This window comes from Rhizobacter sp. Root1238 (genome assembly GCF_001425825.1).
Lineage (GTDB): Bacteria > Pseudomonadota > Gammaproteobacteria > Burkholderiales > Burkholderiaceae_C > Rhizobacter.
The window spans coordinates 278,734-302,349 of record NZ_LMDM01000047.1 but is presented as its reverse complement, the minus strand read 5'-3'; the positions used below and the strand labels follow the sequence as shown (position 1 = coordinate 302,349).

Genomic DNA, 23,616 nt, shown 5'->3' with positions numbered 1-23,616 from the left:
TGCCAGACCACCACGTGGAGCTGGGACCTGACCAGCCCGGACTACAGCTACAGCATYGGCCACGTGAGCCGGATCGATCACCCGAGCGGCTTYGCCCGCTTCCGRTACGACCCGCGGGGCCGGATCACCGAGACCGTGCAGTCGGTGAACGCGAAGGCCGGTGCGAACACGGTGCCGATCCAGACGACGGTGAAGTACGCCTACTCGCACGGCGACCTGATGAGCATCACCTACCCGTCGGGGCGGCAGCTGATCCTCACGCGCGACGTGGGTGAACTCATCGGCATGAGSCTGGCGCAGACCGCAGGCGGCACGCCCATCCCGCTGATCAGCAACGTGAAGTGGGAACCCTTCGGGCCGGTGAGCGGCTGGGACTGGCACATGGCCAGCGGCCTGGTGAACCACACGAGGCTGTTCGACCTGAGCGGTCGCATCGTGCGCTACCCGCTGGGCAACGTGCTGCGCGACGTGCGCTACGACGCGGCGGACCGCATCACCGGCTTCTCGCACCTGCTCGCGAGCGACGGCACGCCGCAGCCAGCGCTGAACCAGGGCTTCGCTTACGACGAGAACAGCCGGCTGACCAGCATTGTCACGTCGGCAGCAAGCTGGTCGATCGCCTATGACCCGAACGGCAACCGCACCAGCGTGAGCCTGAACGGCATCCCGAGCACCTACAACACCGAGGCGACGAGCAACCGGCTGAGCAGCCCCGAACGGCAACCGCACCAGCGTGAGCCTGAACGGCATCCCGAGCACCTACAACACCGAGGCGACGAGCAACCGGCTGAGCAGCATCACGAACCCGGCACGCAGCTTCAGTTACGACAACGCCGGCAACACGACTGTTGACACCGCGGGCTACACGGCGACCTACGGCCTGAACGGCTCGATTGCAAGCATCACGAAGGCGGGCGTGACCGGCAGCTACGACTACGACGCAAGCAGAAGGCGCATCCGCAAGGTGACGAGCAGCGGCGAGGTGATCATCTTCGTGTACGACCTCAAAGGCCAACTGCTGGGCGAATACGACCAGACGGGCCAGGCGATCCGCGAATACGTGTGGCTGGACAACATCCCGGTGGCGATGTTCATGCCGGACCCGGCCAACGCGAGCGGCCCGCCGCTCATCACCTACATCCACGCCGATCACCTGAATGCACCGAGGGTGGTGGTGGACACCAGCAACCGGGTGCGTTGGCACTGGCTGTAGGCCAACTGCTGGGCGAATACGACCAGACGGGCCAGGCGATCCGCGAATACGTGTGGCTGGACAACATCCCGGTGGCGATGTTCATGCCGGACCCGGCCAACGCGAGCGGCCCGCCGCTCATTGCCTACATCCACGCCGACCACCTGAACGCGCCGAGGGTGCTGGTGGACACCAGCAACCGGGTGCGTTGGCACTGGCTGGCCGAGCCCTTCGGGACGACGGCACCGGCGAACAATCCGAGCGGCCTGGGCGTCTTCACTCAGAACCTGCGCTTCCCGGGGCAGTATGCGGATGCGGAGTCGGGACTGTTTTACAACTACTTCCGACAGTTCGATCCGTCCCGGGGCTACGTCCAGAGCGATCCGATCGGCTTGGCTGGAGGTGTCAGCGCGTACTCATATGTCCAGAATAATCCTCTGTCATGGGTCGATCCCAATGGGTTGTGGGCAACGGATGCGCATGGCGCGATCATTGACGCTGCATTTCCCGGGCTCTCACCGCTGCTTCTCGCGAAGATCAAGGGTGGAAGCGAAGCAGTTGATGGCCTCGCGAATCAATTGGGCGATGGCTCGTACATGCACGCCATGCGGGGGCCGGGAGAAAGCATCGAAAACGCCCGGGGGAGAGCCTGCGAGTTCATCCGTAGAAACTTGGCGACCTATAACGCCCTCAAGGATTCGGCCGTGGCCAAGAATCGACTCAGCGCCTACTACTCATTGGGACAAGCGCTGCACCCGATCATGGATTCCACGTCACCGCAGCACAGAGGATTTCAAGTCTGGGATCCTCGTGCCGGTGATGTGTTGAATAGGCAAAGCCAACCCTATCAGCATGGGAACAACTCACCTGAGGATCTCGCTCACCTGACGCCGGAACTGAAAGGACTTACCGTCCAGAAAATTCTTGACGCCATCAAGAGCGGCAACTGCAGTTGTTTGAATTGAATGTGAGCACAGCATGGAAACCGGATTCTTCGTCAGCGCTGCCGCCTTCGGCCTTGAAGTGCTGGTCTTTGTCGTGACGCTCGTCGCTGCCGCAGTCAAGGCGCTCCGTGGCAAGGCCATATGGTGGTCGACGGGCATTGCATCACTGGCAGCGGGAACGGCGCTCCTGTTCTCAGCCCGCTACGTCTTCACGGTACGGGCCGATCCCTCATGGATCATCTTGGGTGTCTTGAGCATTCTGATGCCATCGATCCTCGTTTGCCTGTCCGTGGGCACCAGAAAAGAGTAGCGGATCCCAACTCAAGTGCTACGGAACGATCCTGATCCACATTGAGACCCATGAACTCCGTGCTCGTGGTCAACCTGAAGGAATGTGGATGCTGAACATTCAGAGGCTATTGCCTTGCGTATCTCAAGCTCGGCATCGTGATCGACGAGGCACGGATGCCATGAACAGTTCGCAAGAACTTCCATGAAGGCCGACCGATGAATCTCTACACCATCATTCTCGAATTCGGCGGCGGCACCTATGTCTCGCAGACCAGCGCAGCCACCAAGGAGTCAGCACTCTCGGCCTGGTGCAAGACGATCCGCATCGACAAGGATTTCGGGCCCGACTCCAACCGCGTGGCCGAAGAGATCGAACACGAAGCAGACGCGGCCCGGCTCTCCCTGCTCGACGGCCTGGAGTCGGCCTGGAGCTTCACGACGATCCTGAACGATCGGTTGATCCTCGGGCACGTGATCAAGACAGAGCCACCTCCCGCCTGAAGCACCCAGGCGATCTCAAGGCCGCGGCCCCACCCCCTCCACCGGACACGCCGCCCGCGCCCCCACCACCGCCCGCGGCGGGCACCCCGCCACCGCCGGCTCCGCGATCAGCTTCGCATCCCATGCCACCCCGCCCGCCTTCGGCTGCAGCGACTGCATGTCGACGAACAACCCCTCCACCGACGGCAGCACGACGCTGTGCCGGTCCAACCCGGTCGCGTCGCGCCAACGCTCCAGCCCGACCTTCTCGACCCGCTTGTCTTCCCAGCTGAACAGCCCCGGCGCACCGCTGCGCGTCGCATAGACATTGCGGTCGATCACCAGCGTGCGCGCATCGCTCATCGCGTCCGACGTGATGCGGATGAACGGCAGCTTCGAGCCGCCGACGATCAGGTTGTTGGTGATCGCCACGTCGGTGCCGCCCTGGTGGATCTCCGACTCGTTCGACACCAGCACCGACCCATGCGTCAGCAGCCCGGTGTTCCAGCAGGTGTTGTGGTGGATGCGCGCGCGCAGCGACGACGAGGTCGCGAGGCAGGCCCAGCCGACCTCGCTGACCACGTTGTCGCGGATCACGCCGTCGTAGGTCTCGTACGGCCCGTCGACCAGCCGGTCGTCGTCGGTCTCCTGCCCCAGCATGATCGCGTTCGACCAGGTGCGCTCGACGCGGTTGAACTCGAACACCGTGTTCCTCGAATTGCCCTTCGCATACAGGCCGATCGACGGGATGTCATGCACATGGTTGAAGGCCACGCGCGTGCGGTCGGCACCGACGATGTCGACGCCCTGCGCGTTGTCGCCGATCTTCGCGGCCGGGTGGTGGATGCGGTTGTGCAGGATCTCCACGTCGTCGGCGGTGCGCACCAGCTTCACCACGTCGGCCCGCGAACAGCACAGGTCGTTGTCGACCAGGCGCACCCGCGGCGTGTCGATCTTCACCGTGTAGCCCTCCTCCTGCCCGTCGGCACTGCCGCGCACTTCGAGGCCGCGCACCTCCCAGTACATCGGCTGGCACACCGTGCCCTTCGGCGCCTCCTCGTCGCAGGTGCGGTGGTAGAAGTAGATCGCCGGCCCGCGGCCGGTGCCCTGGATCACCGCGCGCTCCTTCGCATGCGCACGCAGCGTGATCCACGCGTCTTCGGTGCCGGGGTTGCGGATGACCGCGCCGTCGTAGGTGCCGGCGCGCAACTCGATGGTGTCGCCGGGTTTCACGCGCTGCACTGCGGCATCGAGCGTGCGCAGCGGCGCCTCGAGCGTGCCGACCGCGCGGTCGGTGCCGTCGGGCGCGACGACGAAGCTGCGCGGCTGCGCGTGCGTGGTGCCCGCGACCACCAGCGCCCCGATCAGCGCGGCGCTACAGCCACCCGCGAAGCGAATACATCGCCAGGCCAAGCCACTCATGCAGCACCTCCTCGAGCGCACCGGGCGCTTCGTTGCTGGGCACGAAATGCTGCCACTTCAGCGCGGTGTCGGCGCGGAAATCGCAGGGATACGGCAGCACGTCCAGCCCGACGCCATGCGCCGCGGCCACCGAACGCGGCAGGTGGATCGCGCTGGTCAGCAGCAGCACCCGGCCCTGCGCGCGCAGGCCGAACTGGCGCTCGCTGAACAGCAGGTTCTCGTGGGTGTTGACCGATTTCGTCTCGACGCCGATGGCCGATGCCGGCACGCCCAGCCGCTGCGCGGCCGAGGCCATGTGCTGCGCGACCGAGTCCGACCCGTCGGGCAGCGGGGCACCGGTGAACATCAGCCGGCCGCCGAAACGCTGGTGCAGCTCGACGGCCTTCTCGGTGCGCTCCCAACTGGCCGCGCCCATCACGACGCGGTAGCCGGTGTCGGTCTTGCGGAACCAGCCGGCCGTCAGCACCAGCATGCGCGGACCGTCGGCGCCGGGCAGGGCCTGCAGCTGTGCGTCGGTGGGGACCGGCCACCAGGCTTCCAGGTGCGCAAGCAGCGTGTTCGCGGTCGCGGGGATCGAGATCGCGTAGACGAGCACGCCGAGCAGCACGATGCCGTGCCGCCAGCGGTGCAGTCGCCCGGCCTTCGCGCGCCAGGCCCGCACGCCCAGCCATGCGAGGCCGAGCAGCAGGTACAGCGGCATCGCGAGCAGCAGGTGGACCAGATCGGTCAGGACGGAGCGCATGGCGTCAGCCTCGCAAGGCCGCGAGTGTCCGTTCGCCCTGAGCAGGGACCGAGCTGGTCGAGGGCCCGTGTCGAAGGGTCGGTGCCACAGCGCGCCAGGCCTTCGACAAGCTCAGTCCGCCCCTTCGACAAGCTCAGGGCGAACGGATTTCTCGATGCCGAAGACCTTGTCCATCCGCCCCCAGCGGAAATCGCCCAGCAGGCGCTCCAGCCGGCTCTCGGTGCGGTGCAGGTTCACGTAGTGCCGGAAGCGCGTCTTCAGCCCCGGGCCGGGCACGCGCGGCTGCAGCGGGTCGATCTCCCACGGGTGCATGTAGAAGATCGCCGGGGCTTTCTCGTCGCGGTTGAAGCGGTCGATCGCCCAGCGCGACACGCCATACGGCGCAAAACGGAAGTAGCCGCCACCGCCCGCCGGCAGGTTGCGCCCGAGCGCACGCACCGTCGTGATCGGCAGCTCGGTCAGCCCGTCGCGCACCTGGTACGGAAAGCGCGGCGCGTCCGGCATGCCGTAGTGGTCGTGCTGCACCGGGTAGACGCTGGAGCTGTAGACGTAGCCCGCTTCCTTCAGCACGTCGAAGGCCCACAGGTTGTCGGCGCCGATCGAGAAGCTCGGCGCGCGGTAGCCGATCACCGGCACGCCGGCGATGTCTTCGAGGATGCGCTTGGCGCGGGTCACGTCCTGCGCGAACGCCTCGCGCGACAACTCGCTGGCGCGCTGGTGCCCGTAGCCGTGGCTCGCCAGCTCATGGCCGTCGGCGACGATGCGGCGCACCACCTGCGGGTAGCGCTCGGCGATCCAGCCAAGCGTGAAGAACGTGGCCTTCGCGCCGTTCTCGTCGAAGCGCTTCAGCAAGCGGTCGACGTTCGCCTCGACGCGGCACGGGATCGAATCCCAGCGGTCGCGCGCGATGAACGGCGCCAGTGCCGAGACCTGGAAGTAATCCTCGACGTCGACCGTCAGGGCGTTGGTGATCGGGGTCTTGTTCATGGGTCAGCGGACGGATTCGGCAGCGCGCGCGGTCGACGAGACGCGCATCGATGCCGGCAGCCAGCTGCGCAGGTGCTTGGCGATGCGGCTGGCGGTGCCGCCATCCCAGTACTCGGGCACGTCGACGCGTGCGGATTCGGTCAGCAGGATCTCGCGCACCGCCTTCAGCGCCTGATCGACGTTGCGGCCGACGACGATGCTCGACGGATCGGCCACCGGCGTGCCGCTGCGGTCGTTGCCGAGCGTGATGCTGCGCACGCCGAGCGTCACCGCCTCTTCGACCAGTTCGCCTTCGCTGCCGGCGATCAGGCAGCGCGCCTGCTGCAGCAGCCCGATCTCTTCGAGGTAGCCCTGCGCCGGCATCACGATGACGCCGGAATCGGCCAGCCGCGCTTCCTGCCCGGTCGATTTCAGCGCGACCAGCGCATCCTCGCGCAGCGGCCACACCAGCGGCAACTCGCGGCCGAGCGTCGCGAGCATCGGCAGCAGCTCGTCCATCGCCTTCGGCTGCAGCGCGAGGCTCACCAACCCGAAACCGCGCGGGTCGTTCAGCACCACCGGCGACAGCTTGGCGCGGGCGAACGATTCGAGCGGCGGCACCGCGTGCGGCAGCCCGAAGTGCAGCAGGTTGGCCGCGAGGCTGCCGACGCAATGCACCCGGTCCGACGGGATGCCTTCGCGGTACAGCGTGTAGTAGGTCAGCAGCTTGTTGGTGTAGAGCGCATCGGCCACGCGGTCGATCAGCACGCCGTTCATCTCGGCGCTGGCGCTGCCGCCGGTGCTGCGCTGTCCGGCGTCGAGCCGCAGCACCGGCACGCCGCGCTTGTTGGCGAGCAGCGTGCACATCAGCACCGAATCCGATTTGCCGACCGCCAGCACCGCGCTCGGCATGAACTCGGCCAGCACCTCGTCGAAGCGCGTCAGCGCCGCGGCCGAGCCGTGCGCGACGCCCATCGAGCCGATCCCGAGGTGGATCTCCATCTTCGGCAGCGGCAGCACCGCGGCACCGGCCGCGCCGATCGCCAGGCCCTCTTCGGTGCCCGGCTGCACCGCCATCACCGGCGGCAGGTCGCCGTACTCCTCGAGCACCCGCGACAGCGCGCCGATCTTCAGGAAATCGGTGCGGGTGTCGACCACGCACAGCAGCGGGCGCTGCAGCTTGCTGCCGCTGCGCGAGCGCTGAACGACCCCGAGGCTGGCGTTCGAGCCGACGCCTGCGCCGATGTCCACCGCTGCGTCCAGCACCGGCAGCATCGGATTCGGCGGGATCGTGACCTCGGGCCTTGTCGAATGACCCGCGTTCGACATCAGCATCGGCACGTCGGCCAGTTCACCGATCTCGCTGCGCAGCTCGCCGGCGGTCTGGTCGACCGTCTCGGCCGCGATCGCGTCCTTGCCCGACAGGAAGGCGGCCAGGAACAGCCGGTTGCACAGCCGGTTGATGCGGCGGGGCACGCCGCCGGTCCAGCGGTGGATCGCATCGAACGCGTCGTCGCTGAACGACGGCGAGTCCTTCCAGCCGACGCGGTGCAGCCGGTGCTCGATGTAGGCGCGCGTCTCGGTCTGGTCGAGCGGGCCGAGGTGGCACGACGCGATCACGCGCTGGCGCAGCTGCTCCATCGACTTCGACTGCAGCAGCGTGCGCAGCTCGGGCTGGCCGATCAGGAAGCTCTGCAGCAGCGCATGGTTGCCGAGCTGGAAGTTCGACAGCATGCGCAGCTCTTCGACCGCCTCGTGCTTCAGGTTCTGCGCCTCGTCGACGATCAGCAGCGCGCGCCGGCCCTTCGCGGCCAGCGCGGTCAGGAAGCCTTCGAGGCTCGCGATCAGGTGCGCCTTCGACGCACCCGCGGTCGGCACGCCGTAAGCGGTCAGGATGGCGCGCAGCAGGTCGCCCGATTCGAGCTGGGTGCTGACGACCTGCGCCGCCACCACGTTGTCGGCGTCCAGCCCTTCGAGCAGCGTGCGCACCAGCGTGGTCTTGCCCGCGCCGATCTCGCCGGTGACGATGATGAAGCCCTCGCCCTGGTGCACGCCGAACTTCAGGTAGGCCAGCGCATTGCTGTGCCCGCGGCTGTCGAAATAGAACGCCGGATCGGGGTTCAGCTGGAAAGGCGGGCCGCTCAGGCCGAAGTGGGACTCGTACATGACGGATTCAGAATTTGTAGCGCAGCCCGGCGTAGATGGCCTTCTCGCCGTCGAGATCGACCGAGGTCAGCGTCGTGCTGTTGGATTTGACGGTAAGGCGGCGTGCGCCGATGGTGGCCGTGGTGTGCGGCGACAGCGTGCGCGAGCCCTCGACGCGCAGCGAATACTGCGTCGTGTAGCGGCCGAGGTTGGTGCCGCCCAGCCCTTCGATGCGCGAGCCGTCGCCGATCACCGTCAGCGTGGTCAGCGGCCCGAGCTTGTAGTCCCAGCCGAGCGACGCCGATTTCTGTTCGGTGTCGTACGACGGGTCGGGGATGTTGGTCTGGCCGGCCATCTGCAGCGCCTGCTGCTTCAGGTAGCCGACCTGCAGGTAGATGCGGTTGCGCCGGCCCTGCAGCGCGGCCTGGAAGCCGGCGCTCTCGCGCAGCTGCGCCACCACCGAATACAGCGCGGCCGGGTTGATGCCGCCGCCCACCGGCACCGGCGACGCGCTACCGGGCGGCAGCACGCCGTTGTCGGGGATGCCCTGGCTCGACACCGTGCGGCTGGCCTGCAGGCCGATCGTCGTGGTCGCCGAGTTGTGGGCGTAGACGGCGTCCCAGCCGTTGCCGAAGTAGCGGTGCTCGACCGTCACGCGCAGGTTGCTGCGCTCGTCGGGCCGCCAGGTCACGCGGCCGCCGTACAGCGTGTCGGTCGGCGTGTCGGCCAGCAGCGAGGTCTTCTCGCGCCCGCCGACGATGCCCAGCACCAGCTGCGGCTGCGGTTGCCAGTTCAGCCACAGCCGCGCCTCGCGCGTGCTGAGCGTCTGTCCCTGCGTGAAGTCGTCGCTCTCGTCGTGCGCCTTCACCTCGATCTGCAGCCCGAAGCTGCGCGGCGCGTGCTCGTACGTGACGAGCTTGTCCAGTCCCTTGGTGGTGCGCACCTGCTTGGTCAGAAAGTCGGTGATGCGCGCATGCGTGTAGTCGACACGTGCCAGCATCGAATCCAGCTCGTTGAAGCGGTGCATCAGGTACGGGCTCAGCCCGTAGCGGCGGCGCGGCTCCAGCTTGTACGAGGTGGCGGCCTCGGGGCGCGTCGCATACGGGTCGTCGAAGGTCGGGTCGATGCGGTACCAGGCGTCGAAGTAGGCCCAGTCCTCGACCACCTTCGAGGCGAGGTCGACGCGGGCGCGCGGCAGCACGCGCGACGGCTGGCTGTCGTTCAGGTAGCTCAGGCTGCTGACCGCCGCGTTGCCGCTCAGCGTGATGCGCGGCCCGCGGCGCTCGAACACCACCGACGGCTGCACCTCGAGCACGGTGTCGCCCTGCTTGACGCCGAGGTCGGGCGTCGCGTTGTCGGTGTGGACCAGGCGTGAATCGATCGCGAACACGACGTGGGTGGCGGGCGGCGGGCCGGCCGGGGCCGACGCGGCGGCGGCGGCCGACGGTGCCGAGATGCTGCCGAACGCGCCGGTGCCGGCCGGTGCCGCCGTGGTGGCCGTGCCGGGCGCGGCCACCGGCGCTCCCGAATACTGGCCCCACGCGCCGAATGCGCAGCCCAGCAGGGGCGCTGCCAGCAGCGCGCGGGCCGGGCCAGTGGTGCGAAGGGTCCGTCGGCTCGAGCGCACGTCGTTCAAGTCCGGCGGTATTGCGGGTAGCGTTCGTAGCCGGCCGACGCGCGCTGGCTGGCGGCCTTGTTCAGCACGCACCACACGGTCTCGCAGGCCTCGACATCGGCGAACGCACGCGCGACCGAGCTCTGCGCGGTCTTCTGCGCCTGCACCACCATCAGCACCTGGCCCATGCGCGCCGCCAGCACGCGCGATTCGCTGGTGGCCAGCAGCGGCGGGCCGTCGAAGATCACGATGCGGTCCGAGTAGCGGTCGGCCAGGTCGGCCAGCAGCCGCTCCATCGCGACGCTGGCCAGCAACTCGGTCGACTGGTCGGTCGGCCGGCCGGCCGGCAGCAGCGACAGCTTCGGGATGTTGGTGCGCATCAGCACCTCGGACAGGTCGAGCGACGGCTTGGTCAGCACGTCCAGCATGCCGAGTTCGGCTTCGACGCCCAGGCGCGACATCACCGATGGCCGCACCACGTCGGCATCGACCAGCAGCACCGAATGGTCGACTTCCATCGCGATGCTCATCGCGAGGTTGATCGCGTTGTAGGTCTTGCCCTCGCCCGGCAGCGCGCTGGTCACGAAGATCAGGTTGCCGCCGGCCTTGCCGGCCTCGCGGGCCGCCTGCGCATGCTCGATGATCGGCCGCTTGACGGCGCGCAGCTCCTCGGCGAGGCCCATGCGCGGATCGTCCGGCGTCAGGTAGCCCTCGGCCGCGAGGCGGCGCAGGTCGATCTGCACCTCGCGCGAGCGGGCGTTGGTCGGCGCGCGGTCGGCGCGCGTCGGCCGGGCGACGGTGCGCGGCGCGAGCTCGATGGGATCGGCAACCGGGGTGCGGGCAGCCGGGGCCTGCGGCGCGAGGCCGGCCGGCAGCGTCGCGGTGCCTGCGCCGGTGACCGGGCCGAAGCCGGGCTCGGTGGCGTTCGGCGCCCAGCTCGGCACGTCGATGCCGGCGCGGCGCAGTTCCTCCAGGCGGCGGGTGGCTTGTTCGATGATGCTCATGGTCTGGCAGTGATCCGGTTTTCAGCGAGCCAAAACGTCTTCACCGACGCACTCCGCTGTGAAAATCCAGCGGACGCCGCGGAACCGGCTCTGCCGGGCCGCTGGCGGCGCCCCCTTGAGGGGGAGACGCCGAAGGCGTTTCGGGGGTGGTCCATATCTAGTGGGGCTGGATGCCGCCCGCGAGCAGAACGATCCAGGTCACGTTCAGGGCCATGAACACCACCATCGCGCCGGACAGGCGGATGAGGTCGAAGCGCTGCGCGCGCTCGGCGGCCAGCGACAGATGGCGCGACACGGTGCCCAGTACCGGGCGCTTCGCGAAGGCCTGCAGCGCCTCCTGCGTGTCGAAGGTCGGGTAGAGCTTGCCCATGCCGAATGCGGCACCGCCGCCGGCGGCCAGCGCGAGGATCATCGCGACCACGGCGAGCGCGGTGCGGTCCGGGAACGCCGCCTTGGCCGGCACGCGGGGCGGCTCGACGAGGCGGTACTCGGCCATGCTCTTTGACTGGTCGATCTTCAGGCCGAGCGAGGCCGCCTCGCGGCGCGAGACCAGCATGTCGTACTGCTTGCGCATGATGTCGTAGTCGCGGTTCAGCTGCGCGAGCTCGGCTTCGGCCTGCGGCACGCGGCTGGCGGTGGCCTTGACCTGGTCGAGGCGCTCCTGCTGGCCGCCGAGCTGGCTGCGCAGCGACGCGACGTTGGCCTCGGCCTCGGCCAGCGCGATGCGCAGCCGCTGGTACACCGGGTTCGACGACGCGACGCGGCCGCCGCTCTTGGCCGCCGCCTTCGCGCGCTCGGCCTCCTGCTGGCGCTTCTGCGTTTCCAGCTGGACGATCATCCGGCGCGCCGCGATCACGTCGGGGTGCGCGTCGGTGTAGCGGCGCAGCAGGTCGTCCAGCGAGCGGCGCTGGGTGTCCAGCCGCGAATCGATCTCGGTCTGCATCGCCATCGGCACCGCCGGTGCCGGTGCGTCGACCGCCACGTTCGGCTCTTCGCTCGACAGCTCGCGCTTCAGTGCGTCGCGCGACTGCTCGGCCGCGGCCAGCGTCATGCGCAGCTTGCCCACTTCATCGGTCAGCACCGACATGCGGGCGAAGTAATCCTGCCCCGACACGCCGGAGACGCCGAAGTTGCGCAGCTTGAAGTCCTTCACGCGGTTCTCGGCCTCGACCAGCTTGACCTCGTAGGCCTTGATCTGCTCGTCGATGAAGCGGCTCGCGTCCTGCGAGTCGCGCTGCTTCGAGTCGTTGCCGGAATCGATGAACAGGTTGACCAGCCCGTCGACCACCGCCTTCGCGCGGTTCGGGTCGCCGTCGCGGTAGCTGATCAGGTACAGGTTGCCGCCGCTGTGCTCGATCTTGATGCGCGAGCTCAGGCGGTCGATCGCCTGTTCGCGCTTCAGGTCGGTCAGCGTGCCCAGGCCGACGCCCGGGTCGCTCATCAGGCGCTCGATGTTCGGGCGCGACAGCAGCGTCTTCGCGAGCATGCGCACCTGCTGGTCGAGGTCGGGCTGGAACGCGAGGCCGGCCATCAGCGGCTTCAGCACCGACTGGGTGTCGACGAAGAGCTTCGCGGTGGCTTCGTAGCGGTTGGGGATCACCCACACCAGCAGCGCCAGCACGACGGCGGTGGCCCAGGCGACGGCCACCGCCAGCCAGCGGCGCTGCCAGACCGTGCGCAGCACGATCGAGATCTGACGGGTCAACTCATTCATCTTGTAGCTTCTGGAGGGGCCGGCGACCCGCGATGCCGGGCGTCGGCGGAATGGCCCCGGTCGGAACCGGATCGATCAGAACCAGCTCTGCGGCACGATGATCACGTCGCCGGGCTTGACGTCGACGTTGGCCGAGATGTCGCCGCGCTTGATCAGGTCCTTCAGGCGCACGCTGTACTGCTTGCCCTGCTCGGTGCCGCGCACCAGCACCGCGGCATTGCCGTCGGCGAACTCGGTCAGGCCGCCGGCCTGGATCATCACGTCGAGCAGCGTCATGTTCTGGCGGTACGGCACCGACTGCGGGCGGGTCGCCTCGCCGATGATGCGGATCTGCTCCGAGAACGAGCCCTGGAAGTTGTTGACGACGACGGTGACGACCGGGTCGCGGATGTACTTGCCGAGCTTGGCCTCGATGTCGCGCGCCAGGTCGGCCGGGCTGCGGCCGGCGGCGAGCACGTCCTCGACCAGCGGGGTCGAGATGCGGCCGTCGGGCCGCACGGTGACGGTGGACGACAGGTCGGCATTGCGCCACACGACGATGTTGATGCTGTCCAGCGCACCGATCAGGTAGCGGTGGTCCGGCGTCTCGGCCACCTTCGGCGCCGGCGGCAGGCCGCTCAGGCTGCCGCAGGCCGACAGCGCCACGGCCGTTGCGACTGCACCGACCCATCCCAACAGTTGCTTGACATTCATTCTCGGATTCCCTTTTGTCTCTGCGGTGGTGTGGCGCGACATCAATGCGCGCCTTCGCGGAACAACACGACGCTGACGGTCTCGATCAGGACCAGCAGGTCCAGCACCAGCGAGTTGTTCTTCACGTAGTAGAGGTCGAACTGGTGCTTGCGGCGCGCGTCGTCGACCGACGCGCCGTAGCTGTAGCGCACCTGGGCCCAGCCGGTCACGCCCGGCTTGATGCTGTGGCGCACGTCGTAGAACGGGATCTGTTCCTTCAGCTGCTTGACGAAGCTCGGGCGCTCCGGGCGCGGGCCGACCATGCTCATCTCGCCGCGCAGCACCGACAGCAGCTGCGGCAGTTCGTCGATGCGGGTCTTGCGCATGAAGGCGCCGACGCGGGTCACGCGCGAATCGTTCTTGGTGGCCCAGACCGCGACGCCGTCCTTCTCGGCATCGGTGCGCATGCTGCGGAACTTCATGCACATGAACGACTTGCCGCCGAGGCCGACGCGCTCCTGCTTGTAGATGATCGGGCCGCGCCCTTCGAGGCGGATCGCCAGCACCGCCAGCAGCATCACCGGCGACGCGATCAGCAGCAGGAACGACGAGCTCGCGATGTCGAACATGCGCTTCAGCGCCATGCGCAGGCGGCCTTGCACGAAGCCCTGGCCGTAGACCAGCCAGCTGGCCTTCAGGCTGTCGATCGGCACCTCGGACTTGGCGCGCTCGTAGAAGCCGGCCAAGTCGACGATGGGCACGCCGCGGATGCGGCAGGCGAGCAGCTGGTCCATCGGGACGCCGCCGCCGCGTTGTTCGCGCACCGCGACGATCACCTCGTCGATCTGGTGGTCGCGCACGATGTCCTCGATCGACAGCTCGCGCGAGAACACGCGGTGGCCGCGCAGGCTGGCGACCTGCAGGCCGGAGGCGGCGTCGGATTCGGTCGGGAAGAAGCCGGCGACGTTGCGGCGCAGGCGCTTCATCGTCATCAGGTCGCTGGCGACGCTCTGCGCTTCGGCGCCGTTGCCGACGATCAGCACCTTCGGGATGGTGGCCATGCGGCTCATCAGGTGCATCGCACCGCGCACCAGCACCAGGCCGACCAGCAGGTACAGCACGGCCGAGGTCATGATCTGCACCGCATAGCCGCCGTTGGCCATGCTGTCGAGCACCAGGTAGGTCACGTAGGCGCCGACGACCAGCGCGGCCAGCGTGCGGCGCAGCATCGCGGCGAAGCCGATCGGGGTCGGGCGGTACAGGCCGGCGAAGGCGTACAGCAGCGACATCACCATCGCGAAGCCGCTGGCGAACAGGAACAGGTGGGGGACCGTCAGGCCGGCCGGCGCGTCCTGCACGCCGGGCAGGATGTGAACCGACGAGGCGGCCAGCACGATGGCGAAGAAGCACAGCAGTCCGTCGGCGATCATCCCGAACAGGGTGGCCACCGAGACATGCAACTGAAACACCTTCAACATGACGCTCATCCTTCAGAACTGCCTCCCGGGGGTGCCGCCGATCTCTTCGGCGTGCTGCACGGGATGCAAGCAGATGGCGCGGATTGTCAGTACAGGTGGACCAGCCCCCAATCCTCTAAACGAGGGTACCCCCCCGTGTTTAAGGGGCCCGGGATGACCCACCCCCGAGGCGCGCACGCGCCTCCCCCTCAAGGGGGCAACGCCAGCGGCCCGGCAAAGCCGGCTCCGCGGCGTCCGCTGGGTAGGCTCGTGTGTTGAGAGGCCGTGTCGCGGGAAACCCACAGCGGCCTGCGCGCGCTTGACGACAGCGCGAAGCGCCTGTCAATCCAAGCGGACGCCGCGGAACCGGCTTTGCCGGGCCGCTGGCGGCGCCCCCTGGGGGGAGGCGCGTCAGCGCTTCGGGGGGGTCAACACTTGATGCCGACGTGCAACGCGACGATGCCGGCGCTGAGGTTGTGCACGTCGACGTGGCCGAAACCGGCGGTCTTCATCATCGCCTTCAGCGTCTGCTGGTCGGGATGCATTCGGATCGATTCGGCGAGGTAGCGGTAGCTGTCGGCATCGCCGGCCACCAGCTTGCCGATCTGCGGCAGCGCCTTGAACGAATACCAGTCGTAGAACTTCTCCAGCGGCTTGGCCACCTTCGAGAACTCCAGCACCAGCAGCCGGCCGCCCGGCCGCAGCACGCGGCACATCTCGGCCAGCGCGCGGTCCTTGTGGGTCATGTTGCGCAGCCCGAACGCGACGCTGACGAGATCGAAGCGATCGCTCACAAACGGCAACTGCTCGGCATCGCAGATCGCCGTCGGCAGCACCAGGCCCTGGTCGAGCATGCGGTCGCGGCCGTGGCGCAGCATCGCCTCGTTGATGTCGGTGTGGACGACCGTGCCGCGCTCGCCGACCTTCTTCGCGAACGCGCCGGCCAGGTCGCCGGTGCCGCCGGCGATGTCGAGCACCGCATCGCCTTCGCGCAGGTTCGCGACGGCCACCGTGTAGGCCTTCCAGGCGCGGTGCATGCCCATCGACAGCACGTCGTTCATCAGGTCGTACTTGGACGCGACCGAGTCGAACACGCCGCGCACGCGCTCGGCCTTGCGGGTCTCGTCGACGGTCTCGAAGCCGAAATGGGTGTTGCTCATGGGGTCAGTCCGTCCGTCGCAGTCAATGGTGGTGGCCGCAGGCCGACGCGGGCTTGTCGGGCATCGGCGTGTCGCGCGTGGCACCGGCGGCCTGTAGCCGCGCCTCGTACTGCCGCCACAGCTCGGCCTCCTGCGAGCCGAGGAAGTAGAGGTAGTCCCACGAGAAGATGCCGGTCTGGTGGCCGTCGGAGAAGGTCGGCTGCACCGCGTAGTTGCCAACCGGTTCGAGCGCCGTGAGCGTCACGTCGCGCTTGCCGGTCTGCAGCGTCTCCTGGCCCGGGCCGTGGCCCTTGACCTCGGCCGACGGCGAGTAGACCCGCATCAGCTCGAACGGAATGCGGAAGCTGCGGCCGTCGGCGAAGGCCACCTCGAGCACGCGCGATTGCTCGTGCACCGTGATCGCGGTGGGTTGCGGGGTCTGGGCAGTGAGGCCGGCCATGGGGAATCCGAGTGTAGGAGGGTTCAGGACGCGCGCGACAGCGCCGTGGCGACGCGCTCGTCGAGGCCTGTCAGACGCTGCGCCAAGCGTTCGGCGGCAGGCGGCTGCACCTCGCGCTGACGCGCGCCCCAGATGGGCTGCGGGAAGTGGCTGTCCCAGTCGAAACGCGCGATGACGTGCCAGTGCAGGTGCGGCACCATGTTGCCGAGCGCGGCGAGGTTGACCTTGGTCGGCGCGAGCGTCTCGCGCAGCGCGCGCTCGACAACGGCCACCAGCGTCATCGCGCGCGCACGGGCGGCGTCGTCGAGGTCGGAGAACTCGGCGACGTGCTGGCGCGAGACGACACGGTAGAAGCCAGGGAAGTTCGCATCGGCGATGCGGATCACGCGCCAGGCGTCGTCCTGCCACACCAGCGTGCCGCCGCTCTCGTGGCACAGCTCGCAGCCGGCGGCGGGTGGGTCGGGGCGGAGGAAGTCTGCGGGCATCCGCGCATTATCGGCCGCGCCGATAACATCGGCGCCTTCTCCCGAGAACGGACCTGCTGTCATGACCACTGCGCTCACACGCCGCCACTTCAACATCGCCCTTGCCGGCGCGCTCGCGTCCGCAGGCACGGCCCACGCCGCCGACACCTGGCCCGGCAAGCCGATCCGCTGGGTGGTGGCCTATCCGGCCGGCGGCGGGTCGGATTTCCTCGCGCGGCAGCTCGCGCCGCAGCTGGGCAAGCAGCTCGGCCAGACGATCATCATCGACAACCGCCCGGGCGCGGCCGGCATGATCGGCACCGACAACGCGGCCAAGTCGCCGCCGGACGGCTACACCATCGTCACCGGCGACAACGGCGCGATGGTCTTCAACTCGGCGATGTACAAGAAGGTGCCGTACGAGCCGAAGGACCTGGCGCCGATCGGCTTCATGGCGCGCTTCCCGCTGATCCTGGCGGTGAACCCGAACGCCGGCTTCACCAGCGCGCAGCAGTTGCTGGATGCGATCAAGAAGAATCCCGGCAAGTACAGCTATGCGTCGCCCGGCATCGGCAGCCCGCACCACCTGGCGATGGAGCTGCTGAAGGACCGCACCGGCAGCTTCGTCGTGCACGTGCCGTACCGCGGCACGGCGCTCGCGGTGCAGGATGTCATCTCGGGCCAGGTGCCGATGATGGTGCTGGACACCGCGGCCGGGCTGCCGCAGATCAAGGGCGGCAAGGTGAAGGCTCTGGCCGTGATGTCGAAGAAGCGCATCGCGTCATTGCCGGAGGTTCCGACGCTCGGCGAGCTGGGCATCCAGGGCTTCGAGGTGACCGCGTGGCAGGGGCTGTTCGTGCCGCACGGCACGCCGCCGGAGATCGTCGCCCGGCTGACGCAGGAAATGCACAAGGCGATCACGACGCCGGAGGTGAAGGCGCGGCTGGAGGAATTCGGGCTGGAGGTCGCGCCGACCGACGGGCCGGCGCTCGCCGCGTTCGTTCAGCAGGAGACGAGGTTCTGGCATGCGCTGATCAGGGAGCGCAAGCTCAGCGCGGACTGAAACGCCGGCAAGAGACCGTTCGGGCTGAGCGGGGCGCCTTCACACCAGCACCCGCTCGATACCCCCATCGTTCGCCATCTCCACATACTCCGGCATCCAGTCCGCGCCGAGGATCTTGTTGGCCATCTCGACGACGATGTAGTCCGCTTCCAGCAGCCCGTTCTGCAGGTCGTTGCCGTAGCGCGACAGCCCCTGAAGACAGCTCGGGCACGAGGTCAGGATCTTCACCGGCCCCTCGGCCGCCACCGCACCGGTCGCGCGCAGCTTGGCCTCGTCGCGGCGCAGTTCTTCTTCCTTGCGGAAGCGCACCTGCGTCGAAATGTCGGGCCGCGTGACGCCCAGCGTGCCACTCTCGCCGCAGCAGCGCTCGCTCTTCAGCACGCTCTCCGGTCGGTCTCCGCCCACCAGCGCCTTCACCGTCTTCATCGGCTCCTGCAGCTTCATCGGCGAGTGGCAGGGATCGTGGTACAGGTAGCCGGCCGCCTGCGTCGCATCGAGAGCGATGCCCTTCTCCAGCAGGTACTCGTGGATGTCGATGATCCGGCAGCCGGGGAAGATCTTGTCGAACTGGTAGCCCTGCAGCTGGTCGTAGCAGGTGCCGCAGCTCACCACCACCGTCTTGATGTCGAGGTAGTTCAGCGTGTTGGCCACGCGGTGGAACAGCACCCGGTTGTCGGTGATGATCTTGTCGGCCTTGTCGAACTGGCCGGAGCCGCGCTGCGGGTAGCCGCAGCACAGGTAGCCCGGCGGCAGCACCGTCTGCACGCCGGCATGCCACAGCATCGCCTGCGTCGCCAGGCCCACCTGCGAGAACAGCCGCTCCGAGCCGCAGCCCGGGAAATAGAACACCGCCTCGGTCTCGGCAGTCGTCGCCTTCGGGTTGCGGATGATCGGGACGTAGTTCTTGTCCTCGATGTCCAGCAGCGCCCGCGCCGTCTTCTTCGGCAGCCCGCCCGGCAGCTTCTTGTTGATGAAGTGGATCACCTGCTCCTTGACCGGCGCGGTGCCCACCGTCGAGCGCGGCGCGGCGGTCTGCTTCTTCGCGAGGCCGCGCAGCAGCTTGTTGGCCGCGCGCTGCGCCCTGAAGCCGACGTCGACCATCGCGCCGCGCAGCAGCTTGATGGTCTCCGGGTTGGTGGCGTTGAGCATCATCATCGCCATCTTGTTGCCGGGGCGGAAGCTCTTCTTGCCCATCTTGCGCAGTAGGTTGCGCATGTTCATCGACACGTCGCCGAAGTCGATCTTCACCGGGCACGGGCTCAGGCACTTGTGGCACACCGTGCAGTGGTCGGCCACGTCCTCGAACTCCTCCCAGTGCTTGATGCTGACGCCGCGGCGCGTCTGCTCCTCGTACAGGAAGGCCTCGACCAGCAGCGAGGTCGCGAGGATCTTGTTGCGCGGGCTGTACAGCAGGTTGGCGCGCGGCACGTGCGTCGCGCACACCGGCTTGCACTTGCCGCAGCGCAGGCAGTCCTTCACCGACGCGGCGATCTCGCCGATGTCGCTCTGCTGCATGATCAGCGACTCGTGCCCCATCAGCCCGAAGCTCGGCGTGTAGGCGTTCGTCAGGTCGGCCTTCAGGCGCACGCCGCCGAAGCTCGCGTCGCGCAGCAGCTTGCCCTTGTTGAAGCGGCCCTCCGGGTCGACGCGCTGCTTGTACGCGGTGAAGCCGGCCAGTTCGTCGTCGGTCAGGAATTCGAGCTTGGTGATGCCGATGCCGTGTTCGCCGGAGATCACGCCGTCGAGCGAGCGCGCGAGCTTCATGATGCGGGCCACCGCCTCGTGCGCCGTCTGCAGCATCTCGTAGTTGTCGCTGTTGACCGGGATGTTGGTGTGCACGTTGCCGTCGCCGGCATGCATGTGCAGCGCCACCCACACCCGGCCGCGCAGCACGTCGGCGTGGATCTTCTGGCACGCGTCGACGATCGGCGACAGCGTGGCCCCGGCAAAGATGCCCTGCAACGGCGTGCGGATCTGCGCCTTCCACGACGCGCGCAGCGTGTGGTCCTGCAGGTCGTCGAACAGCGAGACGCCGCGATCCGCTTGCACCTGGTCGAGGTTCGACAGCCAGTGCGACCACAGCCCGCGCACCTCGCGCAGCAGCGCCAGCGCCTGCTGCACGCGGTCTTCGAGCAGTTCGGCCGATGCGATCTGGTTCGCGTCGTCGCTCTTGCCAAGCGGCAGTTGCCCGGCGACGAAGAAGTCTTCGAGGGCGTCGACCAGCGCCAGCTTGTTGCGCAGGCTCAGCTCGATGTTGATGCGCTCGATGCCGTTGGTGTATTCGCCCATGCGCGGCAGCGGGATCACGACGTCCTCGTTGACCTTGAACGCATTGGTGTGCCGGCTGATCGCCGCGGTGCGCTTGCGGTCGAGCCAGAACTTCTTGCGCGCCTCGGCGCTGACCGCGACGAAGCCTTCGCCGGCGCGGCCGTTGGCCAGCCGCACCACCTCGCTGGTGGCACGGGCCACCGCATCGGGGTCTTCGCCGGCGATGTCGCCGACCAGCACCATCTTCGGCAGGCCGCCGCGCTTGCTCTTGGTCGCGTAGCCCACCGCCTTGAGATACCGGTCGTCCAGGTGCTCTAGCCCGGCCAGGATCGCGCCGCCGGGCTTCTTCTGCTCGGCGAACATGAAGTCCTTGATCTCGACGATCGACGGCACCGCATCCTTCGCGTTGCCGAAGAACTCCAGGCACACCGTGCGGGTGTGCGCCGGCATCTTGTGCACCACCCAGCGCGCACTGGTGATCAGGCCGTCGCAGCCTTCCTTCTGGATGCCGGGCAGGCCGGCGAGGAACTTGTCGGTGACGTCCTTGCCGAGGCCTTCCTTGCGGAAGGTGCGGCCCGGCACGTCGAGCCGTTCGGTGCGTTCCAGGACCTTGCCGCTGGCGTCGAAGTACTTCAGTTCGAAGCGGGCGACGTCGACGTCGTGGATCTTGCCCATGTTGTGGTCGAGCCGCACCACCTCCAGCCACTTCGCGTCGGGCGTGACCATGCGCCACGAAGCCAGGTTGTCGAGGGCGGTGCCCCACAGCACGGCCTTCTTGCCGCCGGCGTTCATCGCGATGTTGCCGCCGACGCACGAGGCCTCGGCCGAGGTCGGGTCGACCGCGAACACGAAGCCCGCGCGTTCGGCCGCATCGGCCACGCGCTGCGTGACGACGCCGGCCTCGGTCCAGATGGTGGCGACGTCGCGGTCCATGCCGGGCAGGCGCAGGTGCTCCACCTCGGTCATCGCCTCGAGCTTCTCGGTGTTGATGACCGCGCTGTTCCAGGTCAGCGGCACCGCGCCGCCGGTGTAGCCGGTGCCTCCGCCGCGCGGGATGATGGTCAGCCCGAGTTCGATGCAGGCCTTCACCAGCGCGGCCATCTCGGCTTCGGTGTCGGGCGTCAGCACGACGAACGGGTATTCGACGCGCCAGTCGGTCGCGTCGGTCACGTGCGAGACGCGGGACAGCCCGTCGTACTTGATGTTGTCCTTCGCAGTGTGGCGGCCGAGCGCACGGGTGGCCTTGCGGCGCAGCGCGTCCATCGCGTCGAACTGGTCGGCGAACGATTGCACGGCCTTGTGCGCAGCGTCCAGCAGCTCGCCGACCGAGGCGTCGCGCTGCGCATCCCCATCGGGCGTGCGGCGGGCCTGCACCTCGCGCAAGCGGTGGTTCAGCGCCTCGATCAGCAGGCGGCGGCGGCGCGGGTTGTCGAGCAGGTCGTCCTGCAGGTAGGGGTTGCGCTGCACGACCCAGATGTCGCCGAGCACCTCGTAGAGCATGCGGGCCGAGCGGCCGGTCTGGCGTTCGTCGCGCAGGCGGTCCAGCAGTTCCCAGGCCCTCGACCCCAGGATCCGGATCACGATCTCGCGGTCGGAGAACGAGGTGTAGTTGTACGGAATCTCGCGCAGGCGGGGGGCCTGGTGCGCGGCGGTCGCCGCGGCGATCTGGTTCAGCGGGATGGGTGCGTTCATGGGGGCCAGGCAGCCTGCTCGCCTGTGGGGCACTTGGTCGCAAATGGTACCTCAGTGCCCCTTTTCGCTCGCTTCGCTGGCGCAGGACGGCGGGCACTCCGGGGCGGGACTGTCCCCCGCCGGCAGACTGCCTCGCGGCAGTCCACCGGCTCCTCCTTTACGTCCCTCCCCGGAGCACCCGCCATCCCGCGCCCGGGTTGTCTCGTGCGAAGAGCGAGAAGAACTCGGTACACACGCCCTTCCCCCACCCACACGCTGCGGAAACGCGCGCATGAGGAAACGTCTCGGCTCGAGGTGCTGGGGTGCTCGGGGGCAGGACGTAAAGGAGGAGCCCTCGGTCTGCCGGGAGGCAGACCGAGGGCGGGGGACAGTCCAGCCCCCGAGTACCCCAGCACCTCGAGCACGCACCAAAGACCCAAGAGGGGTTATCCACAGTTGCCGCAGCCCTCCAACCACGACATAAACGGAGTGTCACAAACTCGTAGCACACTGCGCGGCTGGTCAAAAACCAACCCTGCCCCTTTTCCCGGAGAAGTACATGACAACGAAAAAATACGCCGCCGTCGCCGCTGCCGGCTTCGCCGCGCTGGCGCTCGCCGGCCCCGCCCAGGCCCAGGTCGAAGTGCAATGGTGGCACTCGATGACCGGTGGACTCAACGAATGGGTCAACGACCTGGCCACGCAGTTCAACGCGAGCCAGAAGGACTACAAGGTCGTCCCGACCTTCAAGGGCAACTACGACGAGTCGATGACCGCCGCGGTCGCCGCGTTCCGCGCCGGCAACGCGCCGCACATCCTGCAAGTGTTCGAAGTCGGCACCGCGACGATGATGTCGGCCAAGGGCGCGATCAAGCCGGTCGGCGAAGTGATGAAGCAGAGCGGCGTCAGCTTCGACCCGAAGGCCTACGTGCCGGCCGTCGCGGGCTACTACACCGCACCGAACGGCGAGATGCTGTCGTTCCCGTTCAACAGCTCGACGACGATCTTCTACTACAACAAGGACGCCTTCAAGGCCGCCGGACTCGACCCGAACAAGGCCCCGACCACCTGGCCCGAGGTGACGCTGGCCGCCGCCAAGCTGAAGGCCGCCGGCGTCAAGTGCCCGTACACCACCAGCTGGATGAGCTGGGTGCACCTGGAGAGCTTCTCGACCTGGCACAACACGCTGTTCGCGACGCAGAACAACGGCTTCGGCGGCCCGAGCGCCCGCCTGGCGTTCAACTCGCCGTTGCACCTGCGCCATTTCGAGAACCTGGCCAACATGTCCAAGCAGGGCCTGTTCGTCTACAAGGGCCGCGCGAGCGTCGCGGTGCCGTCGTTCGTGTCGGGTGAATGCGCGATGTTCACCGGCTCGTCGGGTTCGTACGCCGACGTCAGCAAGGGCGCGAAGTTCGCGTACGGGCTGGCGCCGCTGCCGTACTACCAGGACGTTCCCGGTGCGCCGCAGAACACCGCCATCGGCGGTGCCAGCCTGTGGGTGATGTCGGGCAAGAAGCCGGCCGAGTACAAGGGCGTCGCCGAGTTCTTCAAGTACCTGTCGAGCCCCGAGGTGCAGTCGGCCAGCCACAAGCGCACCGGCTACCTGCCGATCACGACCGCCGCCTACGAGCTGACCGAGAAGTCGGGCTTCTACAAGGACAAGCCGGGCACCGACGTCGCGGTGACGCAGATGATCCGCAAGACGACCGACAAGTCGCGCGGCATCCGCCTCGGCAACTTCGTGCAGATTCGCACGATCATCGACGAGGAGACCGAACAGATCTGGTCGGGCAAGAAGGACGCGAAGACCGCGCTGGACGACGCGGTGAAGCGCGGCAACGAGCAGCTCGAACGCTTCGAAAAAGCGAACAAGGCCCCCGCCCCTTGAGCTGAAACGGGGTCGCGTC

19 protein-coding genes and 1 pseudogene are annotated in these 23,616 nt (G+C 68.0%); 7 read left to right on the top strand and 13 right to left on the bottom strand.

From position 1 onward, the window contains the following. From ASC98_RS31190 to ASC98_RS25425, 5 genes and pseudogenes are all read left to right on the top strand, one after another. Positions 1-852 (top strand): annotated as a pseudogene (locus tag ASC98_RS31190) (hypothetical protein); the annotation flags it as partial. Next, positions 734-1,213: a hypothetical protein gene (locus tag ASC98_RS30855; RefSeq protein WP_157604846.1), complete on the top strand. Its 480-nt coding sequence runs from the start codon at positions 734-736 to the stop codon at positions 1,211-1,213. The pseudogene ASC98_RS31190 and the gene ASC98_RS30855, both read left to right, overlap by 119 nt. Continuing rightward, a complete protein-coding gene (locus tag ASC98_RS25435) occupies positions 1,198-2,157 on the top strand; it encodes an RHS repeat domain-containing protein (RefSeq protein ID WP_056820551.1) in 960 nt (319 codons plus the stop codon). Before ASC98_RS30855 ends, ASC98_RS25435 begins: the two co-directional genes overlap by 16 nt. A 13-nt stretch (positions 2,158-2,170) precedes the next feature. Further along, positions 2,171-2,446, top strand: a complete 276-nt coding sequence (locus ASC98_RS25430; RefSeq protein WP_056812623.1) for a hypothetical protein — start codon at positions 2,171-2,173, stop codon at positions 2,444-2,446. Between the two features lie 197 nt (positions 2,447-2,643). Then, positions 2,644-2,928, top strand: a complete 285-nt coding sequence (locus tag ASC98_RS25425) for a hypothetical protein (protein WP_056812626.1) — start codon at positions 2,644-2,646, stop codon at positions 2,926-2,928. 15 nt (positions 2,929-2,943) lie between these two features. Here the strand turns inward: ASC98_RS25425 and ASC98_RS25420 are convergent, their stop codons facing one another. From ASC98_RS25420 to ASC98_RS25365, 12 genes are all read right to left on the bottom strand, one after another. Then, entirely contained in the window at positions 2,944-4,329 is a 1,386-nt protein-coding gene (locus ASC98_RS25420) for a nitrous oxide reductase family maturation protein NosD (RefSeq protein WP_157598057.1), read from the bottom strand. Next, positions 4,283-5,071, bottom strand: coding sequence for a YdcF family protein (locus ASC98_RS25415; protein ID WP_056812633.1), 789 nt, complete (start codon positions 5,069-5,071; stop codon positions 4,283-4,285). The genes ASC98_RS25420 and ASC98_RS25415 overlap by 47 nt, the downstream gene beginning before the upstream one ends. Before the next feature lie 111 nt (positions 5,072-5,182). Continuing rightward, the gene (locus tag ASC98_RS25410) at positions 5,183-6,058 is read right to left on the bottom strand and encodes an XrtA system polysaccharide deacetylase (protein ID WP_056812636.1); all 876 of its coding nucleotides are present in this window, start codon (positions 6,056-6,058) and stop codon (positions 5,183-5,185) included. Positions 6,059-6,061: 3 nt separating this feature from the next. Beyond that, positions 6,062-8,203, bottom strand: a complete 2,142-nt coding sequence (locus ASC98_RS25405) for an XrtA/PEP-CTERM system-associated ATPase (protein WP_056812638.1) — start codon at positions 8,201-8,203, stop codon at positions 6,062-6,064. 7 nt (positions 8,204-8,210) lie between these two features. After that, complete coding sequence (locus tag ASC98_RS25400; protein WP_157598056.1) at positions 8,211-9,809, bottom strand: TIGR03016 family PEP-CTERM system-associated outer membrane protein; 1,599 nt, start codon at positions 9,807-9,809, stop codon at positions 8,211-8,213. Between the two features lie 5 nt (positions 9,810-9,814). Beyond that, positions 9,815-10,801: an XrtA-associated tyrosine autokinase gene (locus tag ASC98_RS25395; protein ID WP_056812643.1), complete on the bottom strand. Its 987-nt coding sequence runs from the start codon at positions 10,799-10,801 to the stop codon at positions 9,815-9,817. Positions 10,802-10,958: 157 nt separating this feature from the next. Then, positions 10,959-12,515 carry an XrtA system polysaccharide chain length determinant gene (locus ASC98_RS25390; protein WP_056812646.1) on the bottom strand — a complete coding sequence of 519 codons (1,557 nt, stop codon included), beginning with the start codon at positions 12,513-12,515 and terminating at the stop codon, positions 10,959-10,961. Between the two features lie 75 nt (positions 12,516-12,590). Beyond that, on the bottom strand, positions 12,591-13,208 hold the full coding sequence (locus ASC98_RS25385; RefSeq protein WP_056812649.1) for an XrtA/PEP-CTERM system exopolysaccharide export protein: 618 nt from the start codon (positions 13,206-13,208) through the stop codon (positions 12,591-12,593). Positions 13,209-13,249: 41 nt separating this feature from the next. Further along, positions 13,250-14,665 (bottom strand): TIGR03013 family XrtA/PEP-CTERM system glycosyltransferase, encoded by a 1,416-nt coding sequence (locus tag ASC98_RS25380; protein ID WP_056812716.1) that lies wholly within the window; start codon positions 14,663-14,665, stop codon positions 13,250-13,252. Positions 14,666-15,072: 407 nt separating this feature from the next. Further along, a complete protein-coding gene (ubiE, locus tag ASC98_RS25375; RefSeq protein ID WP_056812651.1) occupies positions 15,073-15,804 on the bottom strand; it encodes a bifunctional demethylmenaquinone methyltransferase/2-methoxy-6-polyprenyl-1,4-benzoquinol methylase UbiE in 732 nt (243 codons plus the stop codon). 22 nt (positions 15,805-15,826) lie between these two features. Further along, positions 15,827-16,243 carry a gamma-butyrobetaine hydroxylase-like domain-containing protein gene (locus ASC98_RS25370; protein WP_056812655.1) on the bottom strand — a complete coding sequence of 139 codons (417 nt, stop codon included), beginning with the start codon at positions 16,241-16,243 and terminating at the stop codon, positions 15,827-15,829. A gap of 23 nt (positions 16,244-16,266) precedes the next feature. Then, the gene (locus ASC98_RS25365) at positions 16,267-16,728 is read right to left on the bottom strand and encodes an HIT family protein (RefSeq protein WP_056812657.1); all 462 of its coding nucleotides are present in this window, start codon (positions 16,726-16,728) and stop codon (positions 16,267-16,269) included. Between the two features lie 61 nt (positions 16,729-16,789). On the opposite strand from ASC98_RS25365, the gene ASC98_RS25360 reads away from it, so the two are divergent. Beyond that, a complete protein-coding gene (locus ASC98_RS25360; protein WP_056812660.1) occupies positions 16,790-17,770 on the top strand; it encodes a tripartite tricarboxylate transporter substrate binding protein in 981 nt (326 codons plus the stop codon). 39 nt (positions 17,771-17,809) lie between these two features. Here ASC98_RS25360 and ASC98_RS25355 read toward each other — a convergent pair whose 3' ends face one another. Further along, positions 17,810-21,730 (bottom strand): FAD/FMN-binding oxidoreductase, encoded by a 3,921-nt coding sequence (locus ASC98_RS25355; RefSeq protein ID WP_056812662.1) that lies wholly within the window; start codon positions 21,728-21,730, stop codon positions 17,810-17,812. Between the two features lie 538 nt (positions 21,731-22,268). Here ASC98_RS25355 and ugpB point away from each other — a divergent pair. Then, positions 22,269-23,597 (top strand): sn-glycerol-3-phosphate ABC transporter substrate-binding protein UgpB, encoded by a 1,329-nt coding sequence (ugpB, locus tag ASC98_RS25350; protein ID WP_056812664.1) that lies wholly within the window; start codon positions 22,269-22,271, stop codon positions 23,595-23,597. Positions 23,598-23,616: the final 19 nt, after the last annotated feature.

Coding starts and splice junctions, on each gene's coding strand:
- ASC98_RS25430 (WP_056812623.1), top strand. CDS start 2,171: ATGGAAACCGGATTCTTCGTCAGCGCTGCCGCCTTCGGCCTTGAAGTG.
- ASC98_RS25425 (WP_056812626.1), top strand. CDS start 2,644: ATGAATCTCTACACCATCATTCTCGAATTCGGCGGCGGCACCTATGTC.
- ASC98_RS25420 (WP_157598057.1), bottom strand. CDS start 4,329: ATGAGTGGCTTGGCCTGGCGATGTATTCGCTTCGCGGGTGGCTGTAGC.
- ASC98_RS25415 (WP_056812633.1), bottom strand. CDS start 5,071: ATGCGCTCCGTCCTGACCGATCTGGTCCACCTGCTGCTCGCGATGCCG.
- ASC98_RS25410 (WP_056812636.1), bottom strand. CDS start 6,058: ATGAACAAGACCCCGATCACCAACGCCCTGACGGTCGACGTCGAGGAT.
- ASC98_RS25405 (WP_056812638.1), bottom strand. CDS start 8,203: ATGTACGAGTCCCACTTCGGCCTGAGCGGCCCGCCTTTCCAGCTGAAC.
- ASC98_RS25395 (WP_056812643.1), bottom strand. CDS start 10,801: ATGAGCATCATCGAACAAGCCACCCGCCGCCTGGAGGAACTGCGCCGC.
- ASC98_RS25390 (WP_056812646.1), bottom strand. CDS start 12,515: ATGAATGAGTTGACCCGTCAGATCTCGATCGTGCTGCGCACGGTCTGG.
- ASC98_RS25385 (WP_056812649.1), bottom strand. CDS start 13,208: ATGAATGTCAAGCAACTGTTGGGATGGGTCGGTGCAGTCGCAACGGCC.
- ASC98_RS25380 (WP_056812716.1), bottom strand. CDS start 14,665: ATGTTGAAGGTGTTTCAGTTGCATGTCTCGGTGGCCACCCTGTTCGGG.
- ubiE (WP_056812651.1), bottom strand. CDS start 15,804: ATGAGCAACACCCATTTCGGCTTCGAGACCGTCGACGAGACCCGCAAG.
- ASC98_RS25370 (WP_056812655.1), bottom strand. CDS start 16,243: ATGGCCGGCCTCACTGCCCAGACCCCGCAACCCACCGCGATCACGGTG.
- ASC98_RS25365 (WP_056812657.1), bottom strand. CDS start 16,728: ATGCCCGCAGACTTCCTCCGCCCCGACCCACCCGCCGCCGGCTGCGAG.
- ASC98_RS25360 (WP_056812660.1), top strand. CDS start 16,790: ATGACCACTGCGCTCACACGCCGCCACTTCAACATCGCCCTTGCCGGC.
- ASC98_RS25355 (WP_056812662.1), bottom strand. CDS start 21,730: ATGAACGCACCCATCCCGCTGAACCAGATCGCCGCGGCGACCGCCGCG.
- ugpB (WP_056812664.1), top strand. CDS start 22,269: ATGACAACGAAAAAATACGCCGCCGTCGCCGCTGCCGGCTTCGCCGCG.